The sequence below is a fragment of the Trichocoleus sp. ST-U2 genome (assembly GCF_039961875.1).
Classification (GTDB): domain Bacteria; phylum Cyanobacteriota; class Cyanobacteriia; order Cyanobacteriales; family FACHB-T130; genus FACHB-T130.
Genome location: NZ_JAMPJY010000002.1, coordinates 153008 through 177491 on the forward strand (window position 1 = coordinate 153008; position 24484 = coordinate 177491).

Sequence of the window (24484 nt, forward strand, 5' to 3'; positions counted from 1 at the left end):
ATTACGATGGCTCAATTAGTTGCAATGGGAATAAGGGTATGAAAAGCATACTGAGATTATTTCTGACCAGTCAAAAGCAACGCTTTGGTCAGGCTCAAAAAACGAGTGGCTTTACGCTGATTGAAGTTCTAGTAGCAATGATTCTAGCCACCCTCGTCATTGGACCTTTGCTAGGGTTTATGATCAACATTCTGGACACAGACCGCAGAGAACAAGCGAAGTCAAACTCCGAGCAAGAAATCCGAGCGGCACTTGACTACATCGCTCAAGACTTGCAACAGGCAGTTTATATCTACGATGCCGATGGTATGGCTGCAATCAAAAGTCAACTACCTCTTCCTGCAACAACAGATAAAGTTCCAGTTTTAGTGTTCTGGAAGCGGGAACTTAAGAAGAAAATCGTGCCGGTAACGACGAACAATTGTACTAACCCTGATACCTGTGACGATGCTTTTGTCTACTCACTTGTTAGTTACTACCTGATTAAAGACACTGACCCCACTTGGTCTGAAAGCGCCCGTATTGGCAGATTTCAAATCCAAGATGGCATCCGCAGTAATAGCGGGACTGTTAGAACAGAACCAGTGTATAACTATGATGGAGTGGCAAATACTTTAACTCAAAATGGTACGCAACAAGTCAAATATCTTGGCTCAGCTTCAAATCCAGGGAAAAATGGTTGGCCTGATGCAGGATTCTTGCCTTTTAATCTGACTTTCTCTGGCGACTTAACGAATAAAATGAAGTGGTGGAGAAAACATCCCAGTGAAGGATATAGCAATCAAATTGTACCATTAGTTGATTACATAGACCAAAGTAAATATACCGATCCTGATAAGACGACATTTTTGAAGCCAGCCAATCCTTGCAGAACAAAAGTTATTAATAACCCTGATGGGACCACAACAACAGTAAATATTAAGCCGGTTCCAGAGGAAAGTACTACTCCATCGGAACTTAAAACTGGAAGCTTCTATGCTTGTGTAGATTCATCCACAAATTCGGCTCAGATTTTTATCAGAGGGAACGCTTTGGCTCGAATTAGGGATGGTGCTACTTGGAGTAAAGATTCCGTATATTTTCCCAGCGCGAGTATTCAGGTGCAAGGACGAAGTTTTCTGGACACTAAATAACACGCTGCAAAGAGTCAGTTTAACCAGTGGGAGAATTGGGAGAATAAACATGGATAGTCTAGCTTTTACAAAAAACTTACAGCACCAATCGAGGCGAATCTTCTACCGAAACGCTTCAAAAACTCCAACTGCCTCTGAGAAGGGATTTACCATGATCGAGCTGCTGGTAGTAATTATAATTATTGGGGTGTTAAGCGCGATCGCAGCTCCTGGCTGGCTGGCTTTTACAAATAAGCAACGGATGAACGCTGTTAACGATGCAGCCTTAAACACCCTCCGAGAAGCCCAGAGAGAAGCTAAGAGAACAAAACAAAGCTATAGCATTAGCTTTAAAACCGACGCTGATGGTGTTCCCCAGGTTGCTGTTTACCTTGCTAAAGACTCCAAGGGAATTCTCCTACCTGCTTCTAGTTGGAAGAAATTGGGCGAGAACCAGGAAATGCCAAAAGGAACAGTTTTGGTGGGTACCAACCTTACAGGTGTAAACACGGCTGGTTCTTCCCTCACCCCTCTTACTGGTAATCAGACGCAACCAATTACCTTTGATTATCAAGGGAATCTGTCAAGTGAATACAACTCACCCAACTTGGGACCCAACAATAAAGGTTTAATTGTCTCTGTAGCATTAACCCAATCTGGATTCAGCGGCACGAAGCGTTGCGTTATTGTCAGAACTCTTTTAGGTTCTATTCAAACAGGGCAAGATAATCAATGCATCCCCTAAGTATTAAAAATTAGACTATTACAAAAATCGGTAAAGATACGGAACTCAAAAGACACATCCAACAAGGAAACTTGAGAAATTGGGTGTGTTTTTTTAATATCTAGCTAATGCGTAAAAAGTTATCTAATTGCTCCAGCGGTGGATTCACGCTGATAGAGAGTTTAGTCGTAATTTTAATAATAGGGATTTTGAGCGCGATCGCTGCCCCTAGCTGGTTAGGATTTCTAAATGCTCAACGCCTCAGAACAGCCCAAGACCAAGTTTACCGCGCGATGCGAGAAGCCCAAAGCAACGCTAAGCGGGACAAGGTTGCTTGGGAAGCCAGCTTTCAAGAACAAAATCAAGTCGTTCAGTGGGCAGTTCACCGCGCCGGTATAAACCCCAGCCCCGGACAATGGCAGAATTTTGAGCAAAATATTCAAATAGACGCTCCTAATACCACCTTAGCTTCACAGTCATCAGGTAGTCCGCGCCGAGTCCGTTTTGACTACAGAGGTTGCGTGATTATGAATTTGCAAGAGAATTTATATTTGGCAAGGCTAACGCTGAACATTAACAATGGTGGGGAAGTCAAACGGTGTGTATTTGTTTCCACCCTTCTGGGAGCGATGCGAACAGCGCAAGATAAAAGTTGCAAAGTGTAATCTATGCGATCGCTATTATCGCTTGGTAATAGGGAATGCGATCGCATCGAGATTCTTGTTCCCAGAACGGTTGTCTGGGAACAAGAAACCCGACTATCCCTGAGACAACCAAGACTGCATCGCGGCTGCTGTCTTCTGCCGGTCAAGCTTCAAAACCAGCACTCCTAGTGGCGGCAAACACAAGTCTAGCGAATAAGGACGAGTGTGGAACGACCACTCATCTGTCCACTTACCGCCTAAATTGCCCATGTTACTTCCCCCGTACTCACGGGCATCGCTGTTAAACAGTTCGGTATAGAATCCGGGTTCGGGGACACCTACACGGTAGTGACTATGCGGCTGAGGAGTAAAATTGCACACTGTGATAATAAACTCCTCCGAATCTTTCGCCCTGCGGATAAACGCGACCACGCTATGACGGTTGTCGCTGCAATCAATCCACTCAAAGCCTTCTTGAGCAAAATCCTGAGTAAAAAGAGCCGATTCGCTGCGGTAGACATGGTTGAGTTCACTCATAAACCGCTTCAGTTTTTGATGCGACTCATGCTGCAACAAATGCCACTCCAAGTCACCCCAGACATTCCACTCACTCCACTGCCCAAACTCCATGCTCATAAACAGAGTCTTCTTACCAGGGTGAGTGAACATAAAGGCGAATAAGCAGCGAGCATTCGCGAACTTCTGCCACTCATCCCCCGGCATCTTGCCAATGATATTACTCTTGCCGTGGACTATCTCATCGTGAGATAGCGCCAGCATGAAGTTCTCGCTGTGGTTGTACCACATACTGAAAGTAATATTGTTCTGGTGGAACTGGCGGAACCAAGGGTCCATGTGGAAATAGTCCAGCATGTCGTGCATCCAGCCCATGTTCCACTTCAAATTAAAGCCCAGTCCCCCTACGTAGGTAGGCCAAGACACCATAGGCCAAGAAGTTGACTCTTCTGCTATCGACAGAGTGCCAGGGTAATAGCTGAAAATCGTATGGTTCGCCTGACGCAGAAAATCAGCTGCTTCAATGTTTTCTCTGCCGCCGTACTGGTTAGGCAACCATTCCCCAGGCTCACGGCAATAGTCTAAGTAAAGCATCGACGCCACAGCATCCACACGAATTCCATCAATGTGGTACTTGTCAAACCAGAACAGGGCGTTGGCAACCAGGAAGTTCCGCACTTCATTGCGGTTGTAGTTAAATACTAGAGTGCCCCACTCTTTGTGTTCGCCTTTGCGGGGGTCGGCGTGTTCGTAAAGGTGGGTGCCATCGAAGAAGGCGAGACCGTGACCATCTTTGGGGAAGTGACCCGGAACCCAGTCCACTAGCACCCCAATTTCGTTCTGGTGGCACTGGTCAATAAAATACATGAAGTCCTCAGGTGTCCCATAACGGGAAGTACAGGCATAATACCCAGTTACCTGATAACCCCAAGAGCCATCATAAGGATGCTCAGCAATTGGCAATAATTCAATATGAGTAAATCCCAGCTCTTTAACGTAAGGAATTAACCGTTCTGCCAGTTCCCGGTAGGTGAGGAAACGCGCTCCTGGTTTGTAGTCAGAGACGACTACCACTGGCTCTGTCTCTCCATTGGACAACCGTGGCGGTTCAGCAGAGGAAGCGTGCAGCCAAGACCCTAGATGAACTTCATAGACAGAGATAGGATGGGTGAGCGGGTCGGTGTGGCGGCGCTTTTCCATCCAATCTTGGTCATTCCATTGGTAGGAATCTAAGTCAGTGACAATCGATGCTGTTTTAGGACGCACTTCATGCTGGAAGCCGTAGGGATCGGATTTTTCGTAAATGTGACCGTCGGCGTTTTTGATTTCATATTTATAGTGTTCCCCAACACCCAAACCTGGAATGAACATTTCCCAGATGCCGGTGGGACCTTTACGCATTTGATGTTTGCGACCATCCCAGTTGTTAAAATCCCCCAAGACAGAGGCGTTGCGGGCATTGGGTGCCCAAACTGCAAAATAAACTCCTGTCACCCCATCAATTTCCGTCGCATGGGCACCTAGTTTCTCATAGATGCGATGATGATTCCCTTCTGCAAACAGGTGCAGGTCAAATTCTGTCAGGTGGGGAGAACGGAAGGCGTAGGGGTCATAGATAACACGTTCGTGTTCCCCTTCTTGAATCCGCAGCTGATAGTTTGCCAGTTCTGGCATCTCAATAGTGCATTCAAAAAAATGAGGGTGATGCACTGCTTGCATGGGATATTCTGTCCGTTCTTGGGGGCAAACTACCCACGCGGCGTTGGCATTGGGTAGATAGGCTCGCACTGCCCAGACGGTTTTGCCATTTTGCTCAATGGGATGGGCACCCAGGATTTCAAATGGGTCTTGATGTTGATTCCAAACAATCCGCTCAATCTGTTCGGGGGCGATGGTCATGGACATAAACCTATTTATCTAAAGGTCTTGAATGAATGGGTTCTCGATAGGGCTTTTTGGACGCGCACGTGTGTTGCGATCGCCCGTATCGTTGGCTTAAGGCGATCGCGTAGCGCCTGCCCTAAGCCTGAAAGTCTTCCCGTAAGGTAGGGCTATAGCAGCTAGCGGTTGAAGAAAGAGCATCTCCCTCTGGTTAACAGCACTTTAATATTTATATACATTTTTTGTTTTTTGTATATTTTGTCATCGGTACCAGGATACAGTTCTTGCTTCTACGTAGAACAATGCAAATAAAAGTGCATTGTCATCTAGCCTCAAACTGACTTCTTTAGAATTAACGCGATCTACGTCTTCATCTGAGTACTGAGTGAAGAGCTGGAGCAAGCAAGTAGGTATAGTAAACAAAGGCAGCTTTTAAGTAGGGTGTACGCAGTTTATGATAGCGACTTACTTAGGCAAACGTTTTTCGCGTTGCTCTGACTCTCTCAGGAACGCGAACATTTATAACAGTTACCGCACCCAAACCAGAAAAATTAATCGCTAAAATGCGGGATTTATTTGGGCGTGGGGATACCAAAGGTACGTAGCAGCCGCCGCACGCGGAGCAGAAAAACTAATTCTCGCAGTTTGGGATTTACCTGGGATGTTGCAGCAGGACGGGTTTGCAGAGCGTTCTGCAATTGGGCATACTCAGCAGCCGTGAGTTGCTTGCCGTCGATAGGCGATCGCGCTTCCGTAATAATCTCCGTCCGCAATACTTCCTCAGGAGTATCCTCCGGTGGTGGCAGTCCCCTAGCAGGCATCACCCCCAGCAGTTGAAATGAAAATTGCAAAATCCATAGTGAAATAATGGCCTTTTTCATTTCTATTTTTAATTTTCAGTGTATTTTTAATTTTTAATTTTTAATTTCCCAATCCGGGGGGTAGTGGTTCCCGACAAAGAAGGTGAATCCGCTCAATGCGCTCAAACAACCAAGGATAATCTTCTCGGTATTGAGGAATCAGCGCCAGAGGACTGAGTAAAGCGGCTGCGGCGATGTCTGCAACACTTAAGCGATCGCCCACCAGGTAGAGGCTATTCTGCCAGCGACTGGATAACACTTCCATTGCTACCTTCAGCCGATTTGCTGCCAGTTCCACCGCCGCCTGATTAATTCCATATTGCCGCCGCACCACCTGAATCACCAGCTGACTAGACGGCGAAGGGTCGATTTGCTTACCAGCACCGGCACGAAAATCATAGTAAACAAAGCGAGTCGCCGTGCCGATACTTTCATCCAGCCAATCTTCCAGCATCAAGGCTTCTGTCTGTAGTTGGCGATCCGGTAACGATAGCGCTGGTTCTGGGCGATAGCGATCTAGAAATTGTAAAATCTGCGTCGAGTCAGCGATCGCTTGCACTTCCTGCCGCGTCCCTGACGGGATGGCTTCGCTGACTCCCTGCATATCTTCTGCCTCTAACAAAAGCACCGGCACTGTCGTGAGTCCGGTGATTGGCTTGAGTTTGAGGATATGTAGCCCTGGGGTTAAATTTTCAACCTGATAAGCAATTTGCTTATAACCTAGCCCCAGTCTTGCTTTCCGACAATAGTGAGAAGTACTAAATTGCAGTAGTCGCATTTAATGCCAAAGCCGCCTACCGCAACAACAGATAAACATAGTCAGACCTTACTCCGACTCTAGGTGAGCCAACTAATGCTTGTGACCCCAGTTGTTTTCGTCAGTCAGTTGTTGCCAACATAACAGTTGTCCTGGGTGTCAATATTGACTCAGATAGTAGTAGATACCCAGTGAATGTGTGAGGAGCAATTACCAGATCGGGGTTCAGATGTTTTAGAACTCACTACTAACTTTCATACCCGTCGATTCGGTATGAATCCCTTTCAGGAGAAGTAAGGAGCGAAAACCAGCTCCTTAAGGAGACTTTGTGGGCGCTGGGCTAGTAGTCGTTCCACCAGTCGTTGGAGATGTGGTAGGAGAAGGGCTAGTAGTACTATCACTCGGTCCTTCCTGACAAGCTCCCAAGGTGGTAGCCAAGCCGAGAACTAAAAGCAGACTCACTATTTTTTTGTTCATACACTCCTCTTTAAGAGATTGCAACCAAAGGAATCGTTTGCTATTTAATCACAATATTGCGGTTTTTGCTTAGACGCTCCCGCAGGTGAAATCTGGAATTCTTGGTTTCACCAGTCCTCTTAGCCAGTTTTGGGTATTCCAAAAGAGTGAGGTTCCTTGCTCCCAAGCTTGAATTCCGGTGCGCCCCACCGTATTCTTCAGATTTCGTACTTAGGAAAGAATACTCTCGTACTGCTGGATTCACACTCACTCTTGGGAGTGATATTGCTTTGAGTTTTTTTCAATTTCTTTTTTAGCAGAAGCCTCGGAAAAACAGAGCAAACTGTACCAGCAAGTGGTAATTTTGTCTATCCGCGACTTTTCGAGGATTTCCACATCGGGAGCGAATTTAGTTTTCTCAGTCAAAGCAACGGAATGAAGCTAAAAAATCAACCTTTATGGAGATGTGGAGACTCACTATCAGTTATTCTGAATACAATTTCTAACCAAAGTGACTGATAAACTAACATGGCTTACCAATTGCTAGTGATTTGACAACAGGACGATTGACCGCTGCCTAAAATTTTTACCAAACTAGACGCGCAAGAAGAGTTCAAGGGAGGCGGCGTGTTTCCGCTTGTGGCTTATACCAGCAAATTATTTCCAGCCTGGATTCAGTACCCGCGAAAGCATTGGGCACTGCTACAGAAAATTGTGGATCGCATCCGCAACTCGTTGGAGTTGCAAGTGGTGCTGCAAACGGCAGTGGACGAAATTGCCACGTTGCTACACCTAGATAGGTGTTGTTTTTTGTGGTATTTCGAGGATACCAAGCGGGTACAAGTTGTCTGCGAGCGGATCAATGGAGAGCAAAAGAATTCTCAACTGGGGTACCATCCCTTAGAAACTTTTGGCGCAGTGGAGAGTGCGATCGCTTCTGGGAAATTAATTATCAACAGCCAAACAGCAGGTTCTCACCCGACGACAGGGGGGATGATGAATCGATGGCTTTCCTGGCTAAAGCGAGATAACCAGCAAATCGACACCAGTGGACGCTCCCAAGGGTCTTCTCCCTGGGACAGGGCTAACTTGTTCGTTCCGGTTAAGCGAAAAGAAGGGTGGGTTGGCTTTATTGTCTGTATTTCAGAGCAACCCCGCACCTGGTCAAACTCCGAAATTGAATTTCTGCAAGCGATCGCCCAGCAGCTAGAAATTGCGATTTGTCAAGCTCAGCTTTACGAGCAAACCCAGAAACAAGCTCAAAGAGAGCAACTGGTGAATCAAATTACCAGTCAAACCCGGCAGAGTTTTAACTTGGAAACAATTCTGACCGAAGCGATCGCGCATCTGATGCAGGCGCTGTCAGCAGATCGGTGTCTAGTGCATCTGGTGGAACATAGCGACACTTTGGAAGAGGAGCGAAGCCGGGGAGTCGAGAAGCAGCTTGTAGAGACAAAGGCGATCGCGTCTGAAGCCGGGGAGCAAGAAGCAGAGAAGCAAACAGATAAAACTTTCTTATTGCAACCCTTGCCCACGGACGGTGCCGCTTTTCGGCGGAAATACCTTTTTGAGGTGTGTCGGGAGCCTTTTCCCTCTACCATTGATGACTTTGATACCCACGGGCCACTGACCCAATGGGCGATCCAGCATCGTCAACAAGTGAGTATTCCTGACATCAAGCAAGATCCCCGAATTGGGGAAGCAAACGAAGAGTATCAAAAAGCCCAGATAAAATCTTCCCTGGTCGTGCCAGTACAGGCAAACGGAACACTCAACGCAATTCTTTATCTCAATCAGTGTTCGCATATCCGGTATTGGTCGAAAAATGACCGGACACTTGCCCAAGCGGTTGCCGATCAGCTGGCGATTTCCATTCGACAAGCCAACTTATACGCCCAAACTCAGCAGCAGGCAGTAGAAAGCGCCGCTCAAGCTAAGCAACTGGCCCAAACGCTGATTGAACTGCGGCTAACGCAATCCCAGTTGATTCAAAGTGAAAAAATGTCAAGTCTGGGTCGGATGGTAGCTGGCGTTGCCCACGAAATTAATAATCCAGTGAACTTTATCTACGGCAATATTCCTTATGTGGAAAAGTATGTAGATGACCTGATTCGATTAGTGCGGAGCTATCAAACTTTCTATGTCAATCCAGATGCTGAATTACAAAAGCTCACTGAGGAACTAGAGCTAGATTTCCTCCTGAGAGATTTACCGCGCATTTTGAATTCGATGCAGGCAGGTGCCCAGCGAATTCACGAAATTGTTAAATCATTGCAGAACTTCTCGCGCCATAATCAAGCGTCCCTGAAACCAGTCGATATTCACATCGGGCTGGAAAATACGCTGTTCTTGCTGCACAGTCAGCTGGGCAATGAGATCCAAATAGAGAGAAACTATAGCGACTTGCCTTTAGTGGAGTGTTACCCGAAGCAACTCAATCAAGTTTTCTTGAGTATTCTGATGAATGCGATAGAAGCGCTCAATCGGGGGTCTTCCGAGGACAAAAAAATCGCCTTGCGTACCGAATTGGTGCCGGACTGCTCTCAAGGGGTCGCTAGTGTGCGGATTGCGATCGCTGACAATGGGCCAGGAATTCCCCCAGAAATTCAGTCGAAAATCTTTGACCCCTTCTTTACTACGAAAGACGTTGGTCAGGGCAGCGGATTGGGCTTAGCAGTAAGTTATCAAATCATCGTTACCCAACACAAAGGCAAGCTACAATGCCAATCCCAAGTCGGTCAAGGTGCAGAGTTTATTGTTGAAATTCCCTTAATGCCCCCCCAACCGTTGTTAGCGCGGGGTGAGGAGAAGGACGCTAGCATTCAGGAGTCAGCAGTCAGAAACTCGGAAGTAGAAATTTATTCCTCATCCTATCGGGTGGATAACGCGAGCAGCTCTCCAGCAGCTTCCCTCAGCATCCCAACATCTTACATTCTTCATCCTGGCGAACCTTCTCCTGTTCATCTCAAAGCAATCGCGACGACCTTGCCAAAAGAAGCAATTAGAGAGTGTTAAGCTGTGGTTGCGTCGAAGGTAGCGACTAGGTACACGTTCGCTATCGATTAGCCATCTCGACAAGAATGTTGGATTCGATGCGAGAAAATATGGACTATAGACAGCTCTTGTGTCTAGAGTTTAAATTGATTGGTTTATTGTCCTTTGTCAGTGGTCAACAGTCAGTGGCAAAGCAAACTGACCTTGAGAAGAGAAAAAAACTCATTTCTGACAACTGATACTAATAAAAAGAACTACTTATGGCTGCTGCCCCTCACTCCCTGACTCCAGATCGTCACCGTCCGGATAGAAGAAGCACTGTTTCCTCGCGGCAACCTAGAGGAAAGGCAATACCCCTGCGTTCCGAAAGCGGTTCATCGTCTAGAACCCGTAGCAGAAGCTCCCAACAGCGGGACTTTCAGGCACAGACACCCGCATGGCTGCGATCGCTGGTGACATTGCAGCGCACCTCCAACCTGGTATGTTTCTTCTTGATTGCTAGCACCCTGGGAGTTTATGCCTGGACGGTCTATACTCAGCAGATGTGGAGCCAGGAGTACCGCAAGTTGGAAAATCTGCAACGCAACGAGCGGCAAATGACAGCGGCAAATGAAGCCCTAAAAAATCAGTTGGCTCAAGAAGCTGAGCGTCCGGGTACGGGTTTGGTTGCTCCCAATCCAGCTAACACCATCTTTCTGCCGCCAGCGCCCCAGCGCCAGTCACGGCCCAAGCCAGTGGCAGCTCCTAACTCAGAAACATCCCCAACTACGCCACTAGGCTATTAACGAGGTATGGAAAAGTCAGGAGTCAGCAATCGTAGGTCGCTGCCTACGCAAAAGGTTTCTGGAACTGCTAAAGAGACGGGCGAGTTGAACCAGAATGGAAGTGGAATGCCAGAGTCAGTGAAAAAACTGCCTCGAAAACCCACTCAAAACGGAAAAAGTCGTCAGTCATCAGAACCAAAGCAAGGCGGCGAAAATCGGCAACAGGAGAAGATATCACCACAGCAGTCTTTACCTCAGAAGTCTTTTGATTGGAGCCTATTGCGTTCTCCGTCCTTGTTGCTGGGTACTTCATCCTTACGGTTGCTGCTTGTTTGGCTAATCATGTCTCTGAGCGGGCTAGGGCTGGCGATCAATTTGTATCGCCTACAAGTGGTGCAGGCACCGAGCCTGCTGCAAAAAGCGCGACAGCAGCAGATGGTCTATCTGCGCCCCTTTGTTCCCCGACGCTCGATTGTGGATCGCAGTGGTAACGTTTTGGCAACTGACCGTCCCGCCTATACGCTGTACGCCCATCCAAAGCTGTTTAAACAATCCAAACAGGCAATTGCGACGAAATTGGCGGTGATTTTGGGAGTTTCTGCTGACAATTTGCTTAAGCAGTTCAACAAGCAGGAAAGTGGAATTCGGGTTGCCTACGCCCTGACCGAAGAAGAAGCCGACGGTATTTCCCAATTGCGAACCGATGGCTTAGAGCTGATTCAACATTACGCCCGCCTCTATCCCCAGCAGGATCTAGCCGCAGACGTGGTGGGCTATGTGGATGTGGATCATCGCGGTCAGGCGGGTGTGGAGTATAGCCAGGAAAATTTACTCACCCGGGCTGTTCGCACCGTTCGACTGAGCCGCGCTGGTAACGGAACGTTGATGCCAGATCACGTGCCCGAAGGATTGCTGCATTTTGATGAACTGCAACTCCAGCTGACAATTGATAATCGCCTACAACGTGCTGCTCGTTCTGCCCTCAAGCAACAAATGGAGTTGTTTAGTGCCAAACGGGGCACTATCATCGTGATGGATGCGCGGGATGGTGCGGTGCTGTCCCTGGTTGCAGAGCCGACGTACAACCCGAATGAGTACTCTACATCGGATGTAGGTTTGTTTAAGAACTGGGCGCTGGCAGACCTTTACGAACCGGGTTCGACGTTTAAGCCGCTCAATATAGCGATCGCGCTGGAAGCTGGAGCCATCAAACCCGACACTGTATTCTACGATCGAGGTCAGATTCAGGTAGCTGGCTGGCAGATCAAAAATGCTGAAGAGGGAAGTCACGGTGCCCTGTCGATTTCTCAGATTCTGCAACAGTCGAGCAACGTCGGCATGGTGCAAGTTATCCAACAACTCAAGCCGAGTATCTACTACGGTTGGCTGGAACGGCTGGGGCTGGGACAAGCGGTTGGTATCGACCTGCCCTTTGAATCACCCGGACAAATGAAAAGCCAAGAGCAGTTTACGTCATCTCGAATTGAACCCGCTACCACCTCCTTTGGTCAGGGCTTTTCTCTCACCCCCATCCATCTGGCTCAGTTGCACGCTGCTCTCGCCAATGGTGGCAAACTGGTAACTCCTCATCTCGTCCGGGGACTCATCGACTCCCAAGGGCAGATGTACTGGCAGCCAACGCTACCCACGCCGCGCCCCGTCTTTTCCCCATCGACGACTCAGACGGTGTTAGAAATGATGGAAGCGGTCGTCACGAAGGGAACCGGGAAAGCGGCGCAAATCCCAGGCTATCGAATAGGAGGGAAAACGGGCACTTCCCAGAAAGCCAGCGCTACTGGGGGATATTCTAGCTCTGCCAGAATCACTAGCTTTGTGGGCATTTTTCCGGTTGATGCTCCCCGCTATGTGGTTCTAGCTGTTGTCGATGAACCGAAGGGCAAGGTCTATGGTTCCACCGTAGCCGCACCTGTAGTGAAATCAGTGATGGAAGCCTTAATTAGCCTTGAGAAAATTCCGCCTTCTGAAATTAAAAATTAAGTAGGAGAGCGTAAAGAAACCTATGTTGAAGCTGTCATTAGTTATTGGTGATAATTCAGAGCTAATAACTAATCGCAACCAACCGTTAGATTAGTTGTGCAAATCTGCTGACCCTTACATTTTTAATTACGAGTGGGGATAACGGCTTGCAGGTGATCGCGCAAAATTTTTATTTAATATGACTTTCTTAATTAGGCTGCCCAAGGTATCCTTAAATAATAGAAATATGTCTGATTTAAATATTAAAAGCTAGTTCTTCCTTATCGGTTTTATTTTAACAAAAATAAAATAAAAAGTCTATATCGTAGCCCTCAATAATTGTATGTAAAGGCAAGATCCCCGACGGCTAAGAGAAGTCGGGGATTCGGAAATCTAGCATCTCACAATTAAAATAGGATTGCTATCGCAGCCCTAAATGATTTGTGAAGCACCATCCTAAAATAAATTGCGGCTAATCGCTAAAGCCAATTCCGAAGGTGAAATTAAAAAAGAAGAATTAAATCTTACCTCTTTAATTTCTAACTTGGTACTTTTAATTGCGAATTTGACTTCGCTGCACTTGTTCCCACATTTGGTCGCGACTTTGGGACGGTTCCAGACAAGTTAGTCCTTGGCAAACTAACCCGACCGCACCTGATGGCAGATTCGACTCCGCCGTCGATACTGTTGTAGGCAGATATTGAGCAACTAAAGGAGTTAGGTGGTCGATAGTAGTGCGAACCAGCGTACAGTGATGATACCAATCCAGGGAGGTAAACAAACTCGGACAAGCTTGAGGTGACTGATGCATCACACTGCTGAAGGCTTGCAAAGCTTGTTCGCTGCGGTCGAGATAGGTAAGATTTTCAGTGAGTAAAGCCAGACGCACTAAGTTAGCGATCGCAATTCCATTCGCAGCCGGGGTGGCATTATCCACATAGCTGCGTTCCCGCACTAACAGATCGCTACTGGCATCGCTGGCGGTGTTATAGTATCCACCCAGTTCCACACTCCAGAGGAATTCGTCAAATTCTTCTTGGAGGGCGATCGCTTTCTCCATCCAGAAACTAGCGTGAGTCACTTGGTGCAAATCAAGCAGCGCTTTAATAAACAAAGCGTAATCTTCCGACTGCGCCAGTACCAAAGGTTTCCCGTCGTAGTTGAGACGGTGGAAGCGCCCCTCCACCCACTGACAATCCAAAATGAAATTAGCCGCTTTTCCAGCTAAGGAGAGATATTCTTCCTGCCTAAATACCCCGTAAGCTCTGGCTAAACCTGAAATCATTAGGCTATTCCAAGCCACAATCATTTTAGTATCCGTCACTGGCGGAATTCGACCTGACCAGTTGCCAGTTTTTGCCTCGTAGTTATTGCGGGCGGGAGGAAAGGTTTCTAGGGCAGTGGGAGACGTACCGTAACGTGCTTCAAATAGCTTTGCGAGTGCCTTTTCTACTGTTTCGCTCAAAATATCCGGATGGCGGCGCTGTAAGACGTTGAGACCTTCAAAGTTGCCCCCCGGCGTCACGGTAAATTGCAGTTGAATTTCGTCTAACTCGTCTGGAGTCAGCAATTCGACTACTTCAGGGTACGTCCAGACATAAAATGCCCCTTCCTCTGGTTCTGCTTCCTCTGGATGGGTAAAATTATCCGCGTCTTGGGCAGCATAGAAATAACCCTGCGGTGCCGTCATTTCTCGCTTTAGCCATTGAAATGTACCTGCGATCGCTCTTTCAAATGCCGGTTCTTGTATCCCAGCACTCCACAAATCAGCCAGATACTCCACGATCTGACCATTGTCATAGAGCATTTTTTCAAAATGCGGTACCGTCCAAGTCGGATCGACCGTGTAGCGGTGAAAACCGCCGCCTACATGGTCGTAAATCCCGCCCAGTGCTAAATCTAAACCGCGCTGGGTACACGCCTGCTTGGCGTCGTATTTGGATTCAAAATTAAATCGAATTGCTCGCAGCGCCAACTCGGCATAGGGCATCATTGGGAAACTAGCGCCATGTTCGCTAGAAGCCACTATCCCGGTATTCGTTTCTAACCCCTGCTGTAGCAAATCCTTGTTGGTCAAGGCAGGTTTTAAACCCGTCCCCATACTTGGTCGCAGAATGGCTGCTTGCTGGAGATGACCCAGAAGTTCTTCTTTTACCGCGTGCAACTTCGCTTTGTCTGTATCGTAGTAACCACGAATCGCTTGTAGCACTTGTAAAAATCCGGGACGCCCGTAGCGCGGTTCTACCGGAAAATATGTACCGCCATAAAACGGCACCCGATCCTCAGGAGAGAGAAAGACATTCAAGGGCCAACCGCCTTGACCTACCATCATCTGTAACGCCTGCATATAAATACTATCAATGTCAGGTCGTTCTTCCCGGTCTACCTTGATCGGGATAAAGTTGGCATTCATGTAGTCTGCGATCGCCTGGTCGGAAAACGCTTCTCCTTCCATCACCGTACACCAGTGGCAGCTGGAGTAGCCAATCGATAGGAAAATTGGCTTATTGTCCCGCTTGGCAGCTTCTAGGGCTTCTTCACTCCAAGGCCACCAGTCGATGGGATTTTCAGCGTGTTTGCGGAGGTACAGGCTTTCAGCTTGATTGAGGCGATTGGTCATGGGGCTAATAGCAGAACTCGATATGAGTACGTTTTCACCCCTAGCAGTTTAGCGTGATGAATGGAGCGATCGCTCCATCCCACGCTAGATTCTGGTCAATCGTGGCTGGGTGAGTACATTAGTTAACCGAACCTTTGAGCGAAGCGTTATTTTCTTTAATTTCGATATCGTTTATTTTTAAACGTCCCAATTCCAGTTCCAGTTTCAATCTTTGTTCAATCTTCTCTTGAGGAATTCCCAGCCGCTGGGAAAGTTCTGCTGTGGTAAAACTCAAATTTCCTACTTTTATTTTTGTTTGTTCTTCAAGTTTTAACTGCCCATTTTCTACCCTTGGCTTACCTTCTACCCCAATATAAACTTCCTTCTCTTCTAAAAAAGGGAATGTTTTTATGACTTTTTCTAACAACTCTTTCTCTTGTTGATTCAGTTCTTCTTTGGGAACTTCTGAGACATTGAATACAACCCCGCTTTCTACCTGACCGTTTTTGATGGTTGTATTGAGACCCTTGGTAGATGCCAGTAACTTACTGGTGTTTTTATCTTTAGCAATTGTTGAAATTACCAAATCATTCACTTCATTTTCACTCAAGTCAATTTCTATATCTTGACTATCTAATTCCGCCTGAGTATTTTGGGTATTTTTATCAATAGCAGGTTTTTTATCACTTCCATCCCGTCTGCTTAGTTCTGTTTGCAATCCTTGGCTAGCTCCAATGCTATTTTCTATTTTGGCATCAACATTTCTTTGCAATCTGGCTTTGACTGTTTGGACTTCAGCTTCATTTCTAAAGTCAATTTGTCTAACTTGAGGATTTGTAGTTTTTTCTTTGGTAACGTACCACTCAGGAAGTTGGGTCGCCTGTTTCCAGTAATAATAAACTACTGAAAAAGAACCCAAGGCTAATAACAAAAATAGAAAAATGCTTTTTTTCATGTTCAAGTCAACTTATTTTTGTAACAAAGTTTGATATTGATATATAGAGATTTTATCCTTGTTTATAACAAAATTAGTTTCTTTCCTTTCTTAGCGTTCTTTATGTCTTTGGGTTTGAATAACATTGCCTGGTTCACGGGAAGCAGAGGGACGAGAAAAAGAAAAGCGCCCCAACTGCTCTAGCTTGCGTAGATTATAGACGCTGCCCCGGTTCAACCGATCAACTGGGGTGCTAGGACAGGGTGCTAGGCGCGATTTGCTAAGAGCAATACCGCTTCGCTACCGCGCCTACCAATAACTTCCATCAATTAAAGCATCCTATCTCTGGCTTGATTGATGGAGGGGCGATCGAGGTGCTGTTGGTACAAACAGGCAAAAAACTCAATTTCTTGTCGGGCACTTTGTTGGAGTGGTGTAGGAAGAGAATCCGCTAACACGGTAAAAGGTTCTGTGACACTTTCGAGTAAATCGTAGATTTCTTCTAAAGGTACATCCTGATATTGCCGTGTCTGTGCAGCCAGTGCTGCTGTTGGCGTTAAGTCAATCTTCTGTTGAGCGATCGCTTCTAAATCTTTAAATTGCACGGTCATATCGAGCAACTCCTTTGTTAATAAGGACGCATCTGTACAGAAGTCGATCCAGTCAACTCCCCATTAGCGTTGGGTTGAGCAGTTGAGAGCGATCGCGGTGTCTGAATTGTGGTTGGGACGCTTAGTGCTGCGATTACATTGAGCAACAAGGTGATCGTGGCGGCTTGCAGAAGTCTTTTAGGCATGACTCGGTTCCCTCCATCCCCGAATAGTTCTAACAGTACGATTTGCTATAGCGATCGCACTTCGTCCCATTGATTCACCCAGTTGGGCGATTGTTTCCTGACGAAGACAACCAGCAAGATGCGATCGCTGTTGAAAAACCGAACCTCAGAGGACACAACGACAAAATACGCCTACCCTTTCAGTGCTACCGACGGGTTTTCCCTGATGTTCTACATTCCAGCCGACAAGCCCAATCCACCTGCTGCAAGCGCACCTTCTCGCTAGGGTTGTATCGGTAGTATTTCCAGCACCCGGTACTTTCTCCTACAATCGCTAAAATTAAGAAAAATCACCCGAAAAAGCAGACTCCATGATTCCTACCGTTATCGAACAATCAGGTCGTGGCGAACGTGCCTTTGATATCTACTCCCGGCTCCTCCGGGAACGCATCATCTTCCTGGGACAACAGGTTGATTCCGACCTTGCCAACTTAATCGTGGCTCAGCTGCTGTTTCTAGACGCTGAAGATCCAGAGAAAGACGTTTACCTGTATATCAACTCTCCCGGTGGTTCCGTCACCGCAGGTATGGGCATTTTTGACACGATGAATCAAATCCGCCCGGATGTTTGCACCATCTGCCTCGGATTAGCCGCTAGTATGGGCGCTTTCCTCCTCAGCGCGGGTGCTAAAGGCAAGCGGATGAGTCTGCCTCATTCCCGGATCATGATCCACCAGCCTCTCGGCGGCGCTCAAGGTCAAGCCACCGATATTGAGATTCAAGCCAAGGAAATCCTGTACCACAAAAGACAGCTGAACGAATATCTGGCTAAACACACAGGTCAGCCCATCGAGCGGATTGAGGAAGATACTGAACGCGATTTCTTTATGTCGGCAGAGGAAGCCAAGGACTACGGTTTGATCGATCAGGTGATTAAACGCAGTCCCTCTGCTACCCGCACAGCCGTTGCAGCGGTATAGAGAACTAAAAGTTAACGGACGTGCAATTTCTGGTTAGCCCATCCATCGAGCGGGGCTTGGGAGGATCGAGTCAAGCAAATGTTGTGAGATCCCCTCAGGAACATAGATTAAATAACTTACGCTCGTTCACGTTTTGTAGGGACATGGCATTGCCATGTCCCTACTACGCAAAAATTAGGAGGTTAATCAATCCACGATCCTTCGTTCCCGATCGATTGAGGGAGAAATACAGAAAATTACACATCCCGTCAATAAAAAATGGAGCTTCCCCCATTTTTTATTGACGATGTTGCTCAGTTACTTTTCCGGTGTTGGGAGAGATTCAAGATAGCGCAGGAAATCCAGCAATTGTTCCTGATTCAGCTCCGAACGACCTCGCTTACCGTAGGTTCGCTTCAGATAATCTTTTCCTTGCTCAGCAGTCCAGCGCAAACGCTTAATTTCTACCGTCGTTCTAGCCATCGCTTCGGATAAGTCCATCTCCTCAGCAGCAGAACTTGTGCTGCCGATAGTCATATCCATCGGACTTGGCTGAATAACCTCTTCGCTAGCGTGATAACCAGGCGAAGAGGTCATTGGCTGATTATGCTGGCTGCTAAACAAGCCTCCCGACATTTCTTCGGGTGTCTCGATCGCAGCATCATCCCCATAAAGCTCAGTATGGGCAGGGGAATACTCTTCTGCAAACGGGACATCCTGATTCGATAGCACGACGGGAGGTGGTGAAGCAGGTTCTTTTTGCCCCCGATCTGAGAAGGACATTCCAGCCATATCATTGAAGCTGACTGGATCGGAATACAGCCGATTTGGGCTTGGCTGCGAGGGGCTTTCTGACGGAATGACCGTTTCGCGTCTGGGGTTTGCGATCGCCCCCACTGGCACCTCAACCGCCACAGTTTGCGTAATCTGAGCATCAGACTGCGTAACTGGAGTGTTGTGGCTAGAACTTCCAGCAGGAATTCCCAAACAGTTCAACGCTCTGGCTGTTGCCTTGTCTTCTGCCAGCTCAATCTCACCGGCTGCTGCCAAACCTGTCGCTAGGATTACACCTTCGACTTGAACAGCGGCTTTGACCACGTACTTTCCTTCATGAATGGTTAGTAACTCAGTGGTCAGGCTGCCTAAGGGATAACGAACTCGGAATTGAGAAAACATAATACTCCACGCCACCCAAACCTAGTCGGGTTTTTTGGCTCCCATCAACGTTAAGTATAGTACGCCCCCTGAAAAACGATTTTAGAGAAGGTACCGCAAGAAACTAAAATAATTAGAGACTGTTCATCGGTATGGTATAAAACCATTCCCTACTGCCCGCTACGCTCGCAAGTGACCGAGTCCGTTTCACAGTGGTTGGCTTGAGAAAAGGCAGTCAGACAAAGTGCTTGTCGTCGCTTTTGTCGTCAAGCACCTGAACAGAGAAAGCACTGGTTGCTGCCAGGCGCTGGTTGCATCCAGAGTTCTTGTTCGGGACATCTGCTTGATATTCGCAAAGGCGGGCTGAAGGAGGGATGGTTGCCTGACGATGTTCCCTTGACGCTCAACTGTGGACTGTAGATTAAAGACGACCAACCGTGGACTAGAGACTACCAAACGCAGCCGTCTGTTGTCCAAAATCTGTAAAAAGACAAAATTTTGTTTGTTTACAAAGTCTAAAATCGATAGTCCAAAATCTTCCGCTCGCGTAGTGTATGCCGCGATTAACTGCGACTCCTCGCATAGCGTATATCGCGATATGCATCTCCTCGTGTAGCGCTAAGAAGGCTAGAGCATCGCGTTCGATGACGATGACAAGGTTTCGCATACTGTAGGGTGAGAAACGCGCCACCCAGGTAGTAGCGAGACATCTGTTAAAAACGCGGCGAATTTGGCGCTGCCACATCAGGGTAAAAATACCCATGCTTTCTAAGCATGGCGTCAGGATAACAAGGAGAAAAATCGCTTTCAATCGTCAGCGGTCAACAGTCAGTAGTCGGCAAGAAGAAAGAAGCAACTGTTGTAGAGATAAGGTTAGCTCGTCTCTATCAGCTGACAAATGTAGACAAACAGAATTGTTTTTATGGTGGAGGCAAACTCATAGCTGCATGGAATTTTCAATCGCTACACTACTTTCTAATTTCACAGATGACAAATTAGTCGCTCCTAAGGTTCTGGAAAAAAAACTGCGTTGCCAGGATGAAGAGAGCTTAACTAAACTACAAATTGCCTTGGATGCCTTAGAAAAAATTGGCATTTTGGTCAAAGATCGCGGTAAGTATCGGCGCGTCCAAGAAGAAGATGTCGTCGAAGCCAAACTGCGCTGTTCGAGTAAAGGGTTCTGCTTTGCCATTCAGGAGGTAGAAGGAGCGGAGGATATTTACGTCCGAGAGAGCCATCTGAGTACTGCTTGGAATGGCGATCGCGTTCTCGTCAAAGTCACCAAAGAAGGAAACCGCAAACGCTCTCCAGAAGGGGAAGTGCGGCTGATTCTAGAACGGGCCAATCCCTCGGTCTTGGCACGAGTCAAGCAAGTCGAAACCGGCTTTAGAGCCGTCCCTCTAGACGATCGGCTGCTATTTGAACTGAATCTGCATCCGAACGGTCAAAACTTGGCGGAAGCCGTCGATTACCTCGTTCACGTCGAAGTTTTACGCTATCCCCTGGCATCGCAGCCGCCGATTGGCAAAGTCGCTCGCATTCTCGGCAGCAATGCAGAAGCCGCCGCAGACACCGATATTGTCTGTTGCAAGCACGACTTACCTCGCAACTTTCCATCTGAGGTGCTTAGAGCCGCAGAGGAATTGCCCAAACAGCCAAGTCAAAAAGATTTCAAGCACCGGCTGGATTTGCGGAATTTGTTAACTCTTGCCTTTATTCCTGAGCCTTCAGGAGCGGGAAGTGAGAACGAAACCGCTCAGCACGTCACAGAAAACGCTCTGACTCTTAACAAAACAGAGGCTGGAGTGTGGCAGTTGGGCGTCCACATCACGGATGTTGCCCACTACATTGAGCCACAAGAAGCCCTGGATCGGGAAGCTCGCAAGCGGGGAAACACCGTCTATCTCGGAGACATGGTGCTGCCAATGCTGCCGGATGCTGTTGCCAGTCGCTGCTCCTTGGTACCCGGCGAAGCTCGCTTAGCGATCTCGGTACTGTTAACTCTCGATTCCGCCACCGGACAAATGGTGGAGTATGAGATTCAACCCACGGTGATTCAAGTAGATCGCCAACTCAGTTACGACGAAGCGACAGCAATTTTAGAGCGTCATCAAGATGCCGAAGCGCCAGTGTTTGAAATGCTCAGTCAGTTGTTTTACGAGCTGAGTCCGGCAGTGAAAGCACAGCGCCTAGGGAGGGGAGGATTTGAACTGAATCTGCCCGGTACTCAATTGCCCTACAACGATGAAGGCATCCTAGGAGCGATTGTATTTTCGGGAGGAGTGCGTTCTCTAGTCGTAGAGTTGATGCTCCTGGCAAATCAAGCGATCGCTACCCATTTGCAAGCACTCTTTCTGCCTGCAACGTATCGCATTCAGCCTTCTCCAGACCCGGAGGATGTGCAGGAATTGATGAAGTTGGCGAGTAATCTAGGCATGGAACTGCGCTTAGAGCAGGAAGAAGCTGTGACATCACGGGATTATCAACGTTTTACTCAAATGTTCGCTCAATCCCAGTCAGAGCGAGTCTTGATGTATCTGTTGCAGTCCACCCTGAGACCCTGTGGTTACAGTACAGCTCCAGGCTCTCACTTTGGTTTGGCTTTGGGAATAGGCGAGGACGAAAGCCCCTACACTCACTGTCTCTCACCGCTGCGACGCTATGCAGATTTACTGATGTCGCGGGTATTGCTTGCTGTATTCGAGAAAGGACGCGATCGCCGAACCACTCGCGCCAAAGAAAGCGTGAATCTGCGTCATAGTTCCGCCCAGGGCAATATCAACTGGAATGTCTTGCCACCAGACGTGCAAGAAGATTTAGAAAGCCAGCTACAGGGTATCGTTGTGCATCTCAACGAGCGTGAAAAGCTGACTTCAGATGCACAAGCGGATCTGGAAGGACTCAAAAAAGCCGAGCTAATGAAGGAGCGCACGGGAGAGGTCTTCCAGGGCTTAATTACCGGCGTCCAGTCTTACGGGTTCTTTGTGGAAATTGAAGACTTGCTAGTGGAAGGACTGGTACACGTCAGCTCTCTTAAAGATGACTGGTACGAGTTTCGCTCCCGTCATGCTTGCCTGGTTGGGCGGAAAAGCCGCGTTTCTTATCGTCTAGGCGATCGCGTGGAAGTCCAAGTTAAGAGCGTTGATTACTATCGTCAGCAAATTGACTTGGTCATTGTCGGCGGCGGTAGCGAAGCCAGCAATGAGGATATAGAAGCAGATCCTTCTGCCGATCCTGAATTGGATGAATAGCTAATCGTTAATGGCTCATGGTGTGTTCAAGAACCATGAGCCATTAACCGTTTAGCTAATTACTCATTACCTACTACTAATGACCAAACCCCTTATCCTCGGCATCACGGGTGCCTCTGGCTTAATTTATGCCGTACGTGCCTTAAAATTTCTGCTCCAAGCTGAGTACAGCGTTGAACTGGTTGCCTCCAAATCTACTTACATGGTTTGGCAGGCAGAGCAAACTATCCGGATGCCTGTAGAAGCAGTGGCACAGGAACTATTTTGGCGACAGCAAGCTGGAGTCGAAACGCAGGGTAAACTTTACTGCCATCCTTGGGGCGATGTGGGAGCCAATATTGCCAGTGGTTCCTTCCGCACCCTAGGGATGGTGATTATGCCGTGTAGTATGAGTACCGTGGCGAAACTGGCAGCTGGCTTAAGTTCCGACCTTTTGGAGCGAGCAGCAGATGTCCAACTCAAGGAAGGGCGGAAACTGGTTCTTGTGCCCCGCGAAACGCCCTTTAGCTTGATTCACCTGCGTAACCTGACGGCTTTGGCAGAAGCAGGTGCCAGAATTGTCCCAGCAATTCCTGCTTGGTATCATAATCCCCAAACAATTGAAGACTTAGTAGACTTTGTGGTGGCGCGTGCCTTAGATCAGCTAGATATTGACTGTATCCCGATTAACCGATGGGAAGGAAAATGAAAAATTAAAAATGTAAAATTGAAAATACAAGAAGAAATTCTGCATTTTTAAGCTTTAATTTTTAATTTTTAATAGATTATGCCTGCGATTCGGATTTTACTGCTGATGTTGGTGCTAGGGTCCGTAGCACTACTTGCTTTACAAAATTTGTCGCCGGTGCTAGCGCTGGTATTTTTGGGTGCTAAGACGCAAGCGCTACCTGTAGGGGTTTGGATTTTGGCAGCGATCGCAACGGGTGCCCTGACTGGCAGTTTCTTACAATTGTTGAGCTATCTACAACGGCGTCCCTTACAAGCACGCATCCGCAAACTAGAAGCTACAGAACCCCCTCGTGCCAACCAGTCGCGGCGGGAAACTGCCCAATCTACCTATACCACTCAACAAACCTCTACCACTCAACAAACCAGTTACACCCCTCCCCCTCCGCCAGAGCCAACGAATACCGATGCGGATGGAGATGACTGGGAAGATGAGGTTGCGGAGGATGATGATTGGGGGGATGAATTGGAGGAACCGCGCGATCGCACTCCAAGCCGACAACCGTTTGCAAAAGAATCTGTAGAAGAACGTACAACCTACGAGCGTCAGCAAGAACCGAAAAGCGCCTCTCGAGCGGGTTCCGTCTATTCTTACAGCTACCGGGAACCGCGCAATTCTGGGGTGGGAAAAACTGAAGCCGTTTATGATGCTAGTTACCGGGTAATTACCCCGCCCTATCAGGAACCTGAACCTGTACAGAAAACCAATCCGGATGAGGACGACTGGGGATTTGAAGACGAGGACGACGAGTTTGACACTGATTGGAAGAACCGATAAGCCTAGAGGGTGACTTTTTTTTGAGAGGGTTTCCCTCAACCCCTCTCCGGGGAAGCATTCACACGCTTTATTATTTTGACTCCTGAATGCTCAAGTCATTAACCCCAAGAATTAACTCTAAACTACTGCTTATAACCGCATCAGTTCGCGCGATTGCTGCTTAACAAGACCTGTCATTGCGGCTTTCTGCAAGGTCATGAAGGCATTAAAATCCTCATTGTCATACTTTTTTCTTAATAACTGTCGCAGTTGATCTTCAGCTTCAACGGTTAAATATCCAATAGTCAGTGCTTGTTCGACAAGTTCGCGGATGAGCATCATAATTTTTCACCAACTCAATCAACACCAGGAGAAACCATTAGGTTTTTAAATAGGGAATTCACTTCAGTTAATTTACGGATGCCTTTTCTGAGGCAGAGCAATATAATTGAGCCGCAGGGTAGGGTAATGCCGTTAAAACCTAGGAAAACCATCGCTTCACCTCTTTTCTCCCTCTCAAAAACTGTGAAATTTTAATGAACTTTAGATGAAAGTTAGATAAAGTCTTCCTAAAATTTAAGGATAGCCAAAATATTAAAGAAACTTCATCTAACAATCGTTATTAAATTCGTTAGAACTTCAT

Annotated in this window: 20 protein-coding genes and 1 pseudogene; 11 read left to right on the top strand and 10 right to left on the bottom strand. The window is 47.4% G+C overall.

Translation table 11 applies throughout. The features are described 5' to 3' along the window. Positions 1-38: 38 nt before the first annotated feature. From hpsC to NC996_RS02005, 3 genes are all read left to right on the top strand, one after another. The gene (hpsC, locus tag NC996_RS01995) at positions 39-1133 is read left to right on the top strand and encodes a hormogonium polysaccharide secretion pseudopilin HpsC (protein ID WP_190685702.1); all 1095 of its coding nucleotides are present in this window, start codon (positions 39-41) and stop codon (positions 1131-1133) included. Positions 1134-1230: 97 nt separating this feature from the next. Further along, positions 1231-1857, top strand: coding sequence for a prepilin-type N-terminal cleavage/methylation domain-containing protein (locus tag NC996_RS02000; protein ID WP_347277788.1), 627 nt, complete (start codon positions 1231-1233; stop codon positions 1855-1857). Between the two features lie 107 nt (positions 1858-1964). After that, positions 1965-2501 (top strand): type II secretion system protein, encoded by a 537-nt coding sequence (locus tag NC996_RS02005; protein ID WP_190685708.1) that lies wholly within the window; start codon positions 1965-1967, stop codon positions 2499-2501. 93 nt (positions 2502-2594) lie between these two features. Here the strand turns inward: NC996_RS02005 and glgB are convergent, their stop codons facing one another. From glgB to NC996_RS02025, 4 genes are all read right to left on the bottom strand, one after another. After that, positions 2595-4901, bottom strand: a complete 2307-nt coding sequence (gene glgB / locus NC996_RS02010) for a 1,4-alpha-glucan branching enzyme (protein WP_190685711.1) — start codon at positions 4899-4901, stop codon at positions 2595-2597. 548 nt (positions 4902-5449) lie between these two features. Then, positions 5450-5758, bottom strand: a complete 309-nt coding sequence (locus NC996_RS02015; protein ID WP_190685714.1) for a hypothetical protein — start codon at positions 5756-5758, stop codon at positions 5450-5452. Between the two features lie 40 nt (positions 5759-5798). Further along, positions 5799-6515, bottom strand: coding sequence for a glutathione S-transferase family protein (locus tag NC996_RS02020; RefSeq protein ID WP_190410651.1), 717 nt, complete (start codon positions 6513-6515; stop codon positions 5799-5801). A gap of 294 nt (positions 6516-6809) precedes the next feature. Beyond that, entirely contained in the window at positions 6810-6971 is a 162-nt protein-coding gene (locus NC996_RS02025; protein WP_190533454.1) for a hypothetical protein, read from the bottom strand. Positions 6972-7577: 606 nt separating this feature from the next. On the opposite strand from NC996_RS02025, the gene NC996_RS02030 reads away from it, so the two are divergent. The 3 genes from NC996_RS02030 (at position 7578) to NC996_RS02040 (ending at position 12706) form a co-directional block, all read left to right on the top strand. After that, positions 7578-9965, top strand: coding sequence for a GAF domain-containing protein (locus NC996_RS02030; RefSeq protein ID WP_190685717.1), 2388 nt, complete (start codon positions 7578-7580; stop codon positions 9963-9965). Between the two features lie 239 nt (positions 9966-10204). Beyond that, positions 10205-10729 carry a hypothetical protein gene (locus NC996_RS02035; protein WP_242031517.1) on the top strand — a complete coding sequence of 175 codons (525 nt, stop codon included), beginning with the start codon at positions 10205-10207 and terminating at the stop codon, positions 10727-10729. Positions 10730-11050: 321 nt separating this feature from the next. Further along, the gene (locus NC996_RS02040) at positions 11051-12706 is read left to right on the top strand and encodes a penicillin-binding protein 2 (protein WP_242028987.1); all 1656 of its coding nucleotides are present in this window, start codon (positions 11051-11053) and stop codon (positions 12704-12706) included. A gap of 532 nt (positions 12707-13238) precedes the next feature. On the opposite strand, the gene NC996_RS02045 is transcribed toward NC996_RS02040, so the two are convergent. From NC996_RS02045 to NC996_RS02060, 4 genes are all read right to left on the bottom strand, one after another. Further along, the gene (locus NC996_RS02045; protein ID WP_190685719.1) at positions 13239-15305 is read right to left on the bottom strand and encodes a thioredoxin domain-containing protein; all 2067 of its coding nucleotides are present in this window, start codon (positions 15303-15305) and stop codon (positions 13239-13241) included. A 118-nt stretch (positions 15306-15423) separates the two neighbouring features. Continuing rightward, positions 15424-16239: a hypothetical protein gene (locus tag NC996_RS02050; RefSeq protein WP_190685722.1), complete on the bottom strand. Its 816-nt coding sequence runs from the start codon at positions 16237-16239 to the stop codon at positions 15424-15426. Between the two features lie 308 nt (positions 16240-16547). Next, entirely contained in the window at positions 16548-16829 is a 282-nt protein-coding gene (locus tag NC996_RS02055; RefSeq protein ID WP_190685725.1) for a hypothetical protein, read from the bottom strand. A 17-nt stretch (positions 16830-16846) separates the two neighbouring features. Then, the gene (locus NC996_RS02060) at positions 16847-17014 is read right to left on the bottom strand and encodes a hypothetical protein (protein ID WP_190410657.1); all 168 of its coding nucleotides are present in this window, start codon (positions 17012-17014) and stop codon (positions 16847-16849) included. A 69-nt stretch (positions 17015-17083) separates the two neighbouring features. On the opposite strand from NC996_RS02060, the gene NC996_RS02065 reads away from it, so the two are divergent. Then, positions 17084-17293, top strand: coding sequence for a hypothetical protein (locus NC996_RS02065; RefSeq protein ID WP_190685728.1), 210 nt, complete (start codon positions 17084-17086; stop codon positions 17291-17293). 68 nt (positions 17294-17361) lie between these two features. Then, positions 17362-17973, top strand: a pseudogene (gene clpP, locus NC996_RS02070) (ATP-dependent Clp endopeptidase proteolytic subunit ClpP); the annotation flags it as partial. A 297-nt stretch (positions 17974-18270) separates the two neighbouring features. On the opposite strand, the gene NC996_RS02075 reads toward clpP, so the two are convergent. Further along, positions 18271-19128, bottom strand: coding sequence for a hypothetical protein (locus NC996_RS02075; protein WP_190685730.1), 858 nt, complete (start codon positions 19126-19128; stop codon positions 18271-18273). Between the two features lie 926 nt (positions 19129-20054). On the opposite strand from NC996_RS02075, the gene NC996_RS02080 reads away from it, so the two are divergent. The 3 genes from NC996_RS02080 (at position 20055) to NC996_RS02090 (ending at position 23862) form a co-directional block, all read left to right on the top strand. Next, the gene (locus NC996_RS02080) at positions 20055-22358 is read left to right on the top strand and encodes a ribonuclease R family protein (RefSeq protein WP_190428770.1); all 2304 of its coding nucleotides are present in this window, start codon (positions 20055-20057) and stop codon (positions 22356-22358) included. Positions 22359-22437: 79 nt separating this feature from the next. Beyond that, positions 22438-23046 carry a flavin prenyltransferase UbiX gene (locus NC996_RS02085; protein WP_190410662.1) on the top strand — a complete coding sequence of 203 codons (609 nt, stop codon included), beginning with the start codon at positions 22438-22440 and terminating at the stop codon, positions 23044-23046. A gap of 78 nt (positions 23047-23124) precedes the next feature. Then, positions 23125-23862, top strand: a complete 738-nt coding sequence (locus NC996_RS02090; RefSeq protein WP_190685733.1) for a LapA family protein — start codon at positions 23125-23127, stop codon at positions 23860-23862. 129 nt (positions 23863-23991) lie between these two features. Here NC996_RS02090 and NC996_RS02095 read toward each other — a convergent pair whose 3' ends face one another. After that, complete coding sequence (locus NC996_RS02095; protein ID WP_190410913.1) at positions 23992-24183, bottom strand: hypothetical protein; 192 nt, start codon at positions 24181-24183, stop codon at positions 23992-23994. Positions 24184-24484: the final 301 nt, after the last annotated feature.

Excerpts from the sequence above, each read along its gene's own strand:
- hpsC (WP_190685702.1), top strand. The coding sequence starts at position 39 with ATGAAAAGCATACTGAGATTATTTCTGACCAGTCAAAAGCAACGCTTT.
- NC996_RS02005 (WP_190685708.1), top strand. The coding sequence starts at position 1,965 with ATGCGTAAAAAGTTATCTAATTGCTCCAGCGGTGGATTCACGCTGATA.
- glgB (WP_190685711.1), bottom strand. The coding sequence starts at position 4,901 with ATGTCCATGACCATCGCCCCCGAACAGATTGAGCGGATTGTTTGGAAT.
- NC996_RS02015 (WP_190685714.1), bottom strand. The coding sequence starts at position 5,758 with ATGAAAAAGGCCATTATTTCACTATGGATTTTGCAATTTTCATTTCAA.
- NC996_RS02020 (WP_190410651.1), bottom strand. The coding sequence starts at position 6,515 with ATGCGACTACTGCAATTTAGTACTTCTCACTATTGTCGGAAAGCAAGA.
- NC996_RS02025 (WP_190533454.1), bottom strand. The coding sequence starts at position 6,971 with ATGAACAAAAAAATAGTGAGTCTGCTTTTAGTTCTCGGCTTGGCTACC.
- NC996_RS02035 (WP_242031517.1), top strand. The coding sequence starts at position 10,205 with ATGGCTGCTGCCCCTCACTCCCTGACTCCAGATCGTCACCGTCCGGAT.
- NC996_RS02040 (WP_242028987.1), top strand. The coding sequence starts at position 11,051 with ATGTCTCTGAGCGGGCTAGGGCTGGCGATCAATTTGTATCGCCTACAA.
- NC996_RS02045 (WP_190685719.1), bottom strand. The coding sequence starts at position 15,305 with ATGACCAATCGCCTCAATCAAGCTGAAAGCCTGTACCTCCGCAAACAC.
- NC996_RS02050 (WP_190685722.1), bottom strand. The coding sequence starts at position 16,239 with ATGAAAAAAAGCATTTTTCTATTTTTGTTATTAGCCTTGGGTTCTTTT.
- NC996_RS02055 (WP_190685725.1), bottom strand. The coding sequence starts at position 16,829 with ATGACCGTGCAATTTAAAGATTTAGAAGCGATCGCTCAACAGAAGATT.
- NC996_RS02060 (WP_190410657.1), bottom strand. The coding sequence starts at position 17,014 with ATGCCTAAAAGACTTCTGCAAGCCGCCACGATCACCTTGTTGCTCAAT.
- NC996_RS02075 (WP_190685730.1), bottom strand. The coding sequence starts at position 19,128 with ATGTTTTCTCAATTCCGAGTTCGTTATCCCTTAGGCAGCCTGACCACT.
- NC996_RS02080 (WP_190428770.1), top strand. The coding sequence starts at position 20,055 with ATGGAATTTTCAATCGCTACACTACTTTCTAATTTCACAGATGACAAA.
- NC996_RS02085 (WP_190410662.1), top strand. The coding sequence starts at position 22,438 with ATGACCAAACCCCTTATCCTCGGCATCACGGGTGCCTCTGGCTTAATT.
- NC996_RS02090 (WP_190685733.1), top strand. The coding sequence starts at position 23,125 with ATGCCTGCGATTCGGATTTTACTGCTGATGTTGGTGCTAGGGTCCGTA.
- NC996_RS02095 (WP_190410913.1), bottom strand. The coding sequence starts at position 24,183 with ATGATGCTCATCCGCGAACTTGTCGAACAAGCACTGACTATTGGATAT.